The sequence below is a fragment of the Actinosynnema sp. genome (genome assembly GCF_052038725.1).
On sequence record NZ_JBQGCX010000271.1, the window covers coordinates 1 to 1,698 of the forward strand.

Genomic DNA, 1,698 nt, shown 5'->3' on the forward strand with positions numbered 1-1,698 from the left:
GGGTTCGGCCTGCGGGGTTCGGCCTGCGGGGTTCGGCCTGCGGGGTTCGGCCTGCGGGGTTCGGCCTGCGGGGTTCCGCGCCTGCCGGGAGGCGCTCAGCCCTCGGCGGCGGCCACGTCCTCCACCCGCGCGTACAGCACCACCTCGTTGACCTCCAGCCGGTTGATCAGCCGCAGCGCGGCGACCACACCGCTGCCCACCAGGCCGTCCTCGACCTCGCCGAACTCGAACTCGAACTCGGCGCACCGGGGCGCTTCGGCGCCGAGGAACCCGAACACGGCGGCCTTGTCGGCGGGCGGCGCGAGGGTGAGCAGGCAGCGGCGGACCCGGCGCAGCCGCACCCCGCCCGCCTCGTCGCCCAGCAGCAGCGCGTGCAGCAGGTCCTTGGCCTCAGCGAGCAGCACCTCGGCCAGCGGCGACCGGTGCGCGGGGCCGATCAGCGGGCCGCCGGGCGCGGGCGGCGCGAGCAGGCAGCACTCGGCGGCCAGGCGCTCGGAGGTCCAGGCGGTGAGCTGGGCGATCGCGTCGGCGAGGGTGCACCGGGTCAGCGGGAGGCTGGTGACCCGGTGCACGGGGGCCGCGACCAGGCCGAACCGGGGGGCGATCTCGCCGAGCAGCTGGTCGACCACCCACTCGTGGGGCTGGTCCAGCAACCTGGCGCGCAGTTCGGCGACGACGCGCGCGCCCACGTCCGTCTGCGCGCTGCGGACCAGGTCGTGCAGATCGGTCATGTGCCCCGACGCTAGTGATCCACCGACCCCGCCGAGCCGCCATCACCCGGTTGTGCGGTTGCGTTTCACCCCGCTGGCGGCAGGACCCGCACCGGGTCGGAACCGGCCCGGTCCGGCCCCCGCTCGGGGCGGTTCCCCGCGGGTGCGGAGGTGCGGCGCGGGCTCGGGGTCGCGGTTCTAGAACAGCCGGACCGAGGCCCGTTCGGCGGCCAGCTCGGCCTCGGCGCCCGCCCGGTCGCGCAGGACCGCGGCGGCCTGCTCGGCCGCCGCCGCCGGGTCGGTCCTCGCGGCCTCCACGGCCTCGCGCAGGCCGCGCTCGGCGAGCTGGTCGGCGCGCTCGTTGCCCTCGTGCCCGGCGTGGCCCTTGACCCAGTGCCACTCGACCCGGTGCCGCGCGGCGGCCCGGTCGAGCTCGCGCCACAGGTCGGCGTTCTTCACCGGCTCCTTGCCCTTGGTGAGCCAGCCCTTGGCCTTCCAGCCCTTGATCCACTGGGTGATGCCGTTGCGGACGTAGGTGCTGTCGGTGTGCAGCCGGACCACCGACGGCCTGGTCAGGGCGTCGAGCGCGCGGATCGGGGCGGTCAGCTCCATGCGGTTGTTCGTGGTGACCCCGGCCTCGCCGCCGCACAGCTCGCGCTCGTGCGCGCCGTACCGGAGCAGCACGCCCCACCCGCCAGGGCCGGGGTTGGGGCGGCAGGCCCCGTCGGTGTAGATGTCCACGCCCGGATCGCTCACCCGGTCACTCTAACGACGGGTTCCGACAGGTCGGCCGGTCCCCGCGCCCCGCCGCGACCGGTCCCCGCGCGCTCCGGCCCGCGCGTCAGCGCACGACCCTGGCCCGCTCGCCGAAGGTGAAGTTCTCCGAGGTGAACAGCCGCCACAGCACCACGGCCACGACCAGGCCGCTGACCACGAACGCCGGGAAGACCAGGGTGAACACGTCGCTGCCGGTCGGCTCGGGCAGCGC

1 protein-coding gene and 1 pseudogene are annotated in these 1,698 nt (G+C 75.8%); both read right to left on the minus strand.

Annotated elements, in window-relative coordinates; genetic code table 11:
* Positions 1-95 precede the first annotated feature (95 nt).
* The gene (locus ACTUAL_RS05270; RefSeq protein ID WP_440899454.1) at positions 96-731 is read right to left on the minus strand and encodes a hypothetical protein; all 636 of its coding nucleotides are present in this window, start codon (positions 729-731) and stop codon (positions 96-98) included.
* Positions 732-1,025: 294 nt separating this feature from the next.
* Positions 1,026-1,466, minus strand: a pseudogene (gene rnhA / locus ACTUAL_RS05275) (ribonuclease HI); the annotation flags it as partial.
* Positions 1,467-1,698: the final 232 nt, after the last annotated feature.

Bases quoted from the DNA above. Each gene is read 5' to 3' on its own strand.
- ACTUAL_RS05270 (WP_440899454.1), bottom strand. From the start codon at position 731: ATGACCGATCTGCACGACCTGGTCCGCAGCGCGCAGACGGACGTGGGC.